Here is a 2,876-nt window from a genome sequence, read left to right on the forward strand (position 1 = left end):
CTTCTGTGGGTGTTCCCGAGTAGCGGCGGACTCCTGAAATCTGCCGTGAATCTGCCAGGACCACCTGGTAAGCCTAAATACTTCCTGGTGACCGATAGCGGACAAGTACCGTGAGGGAATGGTGAAAAGTACCCCGGGAGGGGAGTGAAATAGTACCTGAAACCGTTCGCCTACAATCCGTCGGAGCCTTGCGGGGTGACGGCGTGCCTTTTGAAGAATGAGCCTGCGAGTTAGTGGCATGTGGCGAGGTTAACCCGTGTGGGGGAGCCGTAGCGAAAGCGAGTCTGAATAGGGCGTTTTTAGTCGCATGCTCTAGACCCGAAGCGGAGTGATCTAGCCATGGGCAGGCTGAAGCGCGGGTAAGACCGCGTGGAGGGCCGAACCCACCAACGTTGAAAAGTTGGGGGATGACCTGTGGTTAGGGGTGAAAGGCCAATCAAACTCCGTGATAGCTGGTTCTCCCCGAAATGCATTTAGGTGCAGCGTCGCGTGTTTCTTGCCGGAGGTAGAGCACTGGATGGTCTAGGGGGCCCACAAGCTTACCGAAATCAGCCAAACTCCGAATGCCGGTAAGTGAGAGCGCGGCAGTGAGACTGCGGGGGATAAGCTTCGTAGTCGAGAGGGAAACAGCCCAGATCACCAGCTAAGGCCCCTAAGCGTGTGCTAAGTGGAAAAGGATGTGGGGTCGCATAGACAACCAGGAGGTTGGCTTAGAAGCAGCCACCCTTTAAAGAGTGCGTAATAGCTCACTGGTCAAGTGGTTCCGCGCCGACAATGTAGCGGGGCTCAAGCACACCGCCGAAGCTGTGGCATTCACATTTTAACTTCGTGCCTCCTTGATGGGGTATGCAGGTGTGTGGATGGGTAGGGGAGCGTCGTGCCGGGGGTGAAGCAGCGGGGTGACCCAGTTGTGGACGCGGCACGAGTGAGAATGCAGGCATGAGTAGCGAAAGAAGGGTGAGAAACCCTTCCGCCGGATGACCAAGGGTTCCAGGGCCAGGCTAATCCGCCCTGGGTGAGTCGGGACCTAAGGCGAGGCCGAGAGGCGTAGTCGATGGACAACGGGTTGATATTCCCGTACCCGCGAAAGAGCGACCCTGACGAACCTCGTTGTGCTAACCACCCGAACCGCCGGCGGTCTTCGGACCAATGGTGGGGAGCGTGGGAACCTGGCGGGTAGTAGTCAAGCGATGGGGTGACGCAGGAAGGTAGCTGAGCCCGGCCGGTGGTTGTGCCGGGGTAAGCGTGTAGGCCGTGCCGTAGGCAAATCCGCGGCGCATATAGGCTGAGACGTGATGCCGAGCCGATTCAGGTGAAGTCAGTGATCCTATGCTGCCGAGAAAAGCCTCTAGCGAGTTCTTAGCGGCCCGTACCCCAAACCGACACAGGTGGTCAGGTAGAGAATACCGAGGCGATCGGGCGAACTGTGGTTAAGGAACTCGGCAAATTGCCCCCGTAACTTAGGGAGAAGGGGGGCCGGAGACGTGAAGCCCCGCGCGGGTGGAGCGTTGTATGGCCGCAGAGAGCAGGGGGAAGCGACTGTTTACTAAAAACACAGGTCCATGCGAAGAAGTAATTCGATGTATATGGACTGACGCCTGCCCGGTGCTGGAACGTTAAGGGGACCTGTTAGCTCTCACGAGCGAAGCGGAGAACTTAAGCGCCAGTAAACGGCGGTGGTAACTATAACCATCCTAAGGTAGCGAAATTCCTTGTCGGGTAAGTTCCGACCTGCACGAATGGCGTAACGACTTCCCCACTGTCTCAACCACAGGCCCGGCGAAATTGCATTACGAGTAAAGATGCTCGTTACGCGCGGCAGGACGGAAAGACCCCGGGACCTTTACTATAGCTTGACATTGGTATCTGAATTAGCTTGTGTAGGATAGGTGGGAGCCGGTGAAGTCCATACGCCAGTATGGGTGGAGGCAATCTTGAAATACCACTCTGGTTGATTTGGGTATCTAACTTCGGACCGTTATCCGGTTCAGGGACAGTGTCTGGTGGGTAGTTTAACTGGGGCGGTTGCCTCCTAAAGGGTAACGGAGGCGCCCAAAGGTTCCCTCAGCCTGGTTGGCAATCAGGTGTTGAGTGCAAGTGCACAAGGGAGCTTGACTGTGAGACTGACAGGTCGAGCAGGGACGAAAGTCGGGACTAGTGATCCGGCACTGGCATGTGGAAGCGGTGTCGCTCAACGGATAAAAGGTACCCCGGGGATAACAGGCTGATCTTCCCCAAGAGTCCATATCGACGGGATGGTTTGGCACCTCGATGTCGGCTCGTCGCATCCTGGGGCTGTAGCAGGTCCCAAGGGTTGGGCTGTTCGCCCATTAAAGCGGTACGCGAGCTGGGTTTAGAACGTCGTGAGACAGTTCGGTCCCTATCCGCCGTGCGCGTAGGATACTTGAGAAGGGCTGTCCCTAGTACGAGAGGACCGGGACGGACGAACCTCTGGTGTGCCAGTTGTCCCGCCAGGGGCACGGCTGGTTAGCTACGTTCGGAAGGGATAACCGCTGAAAGCATCTAAGCGGGAAGCTCGCTTCAAGATGAGGTATCCCACCCACATTTGTGGGGTAAGGCCCCCAGCTAGACGACTGGGTTGATAGGCCGGAAATGTAAGCCCGGTAACGGGTTCAGTTGACCGGTACTAATAGGCCGAGGACTTGACTACTAAGCTGCTACGCGTCCACTGTGCAACTCTGAACAAACCACCACCCATGTTGTTGGGTTGGTTGACATGTTCATAGAGTTACGGCGGTCATGGCGGAGGGGAAACGCCCGGTCACATTCCGAACCCGGAAGCTAAGCCCTCCAGCGCCGATGGTACTGCACTCGGGAGGGTGTGGGAGAGTAGGACACCGCCGGACAATCTTCCA

At 57.0% G+C, this 2,876-nt stretch carries 2 rRNA genes (1 of these 2 cut by a window edge); both read left to right on the forward strand.

From position 1 onward, the window contains the following. Positions 1-2,671, forward strand: a 23S ribosomal RNA gene (locus IF06_RS0131595); it begins 439 nt to the left of the window's first position. 79 nt (positions 2,672-2,750) lie between these two features. Then, positions 2,751-2,867: ribosomal RNA gene (gene rrf, locus IF06_RS0131600) — 5S ribosomal RNA — on the forward strand. Positions 2,868-2,876: the final 9 nt, after the last annotated feature.

It is taken from the genome of Micromonospora globosa (assembly GCF_000717585.1).
In the GTDB taxonomy this organism is placed as follows: domain Bacteria; phylum Actinomycetota; class Actinomycetes; order Mycobacteriales; family Micromonosporaceae; genus Micromonospora; species Micromonospora aurantiaca.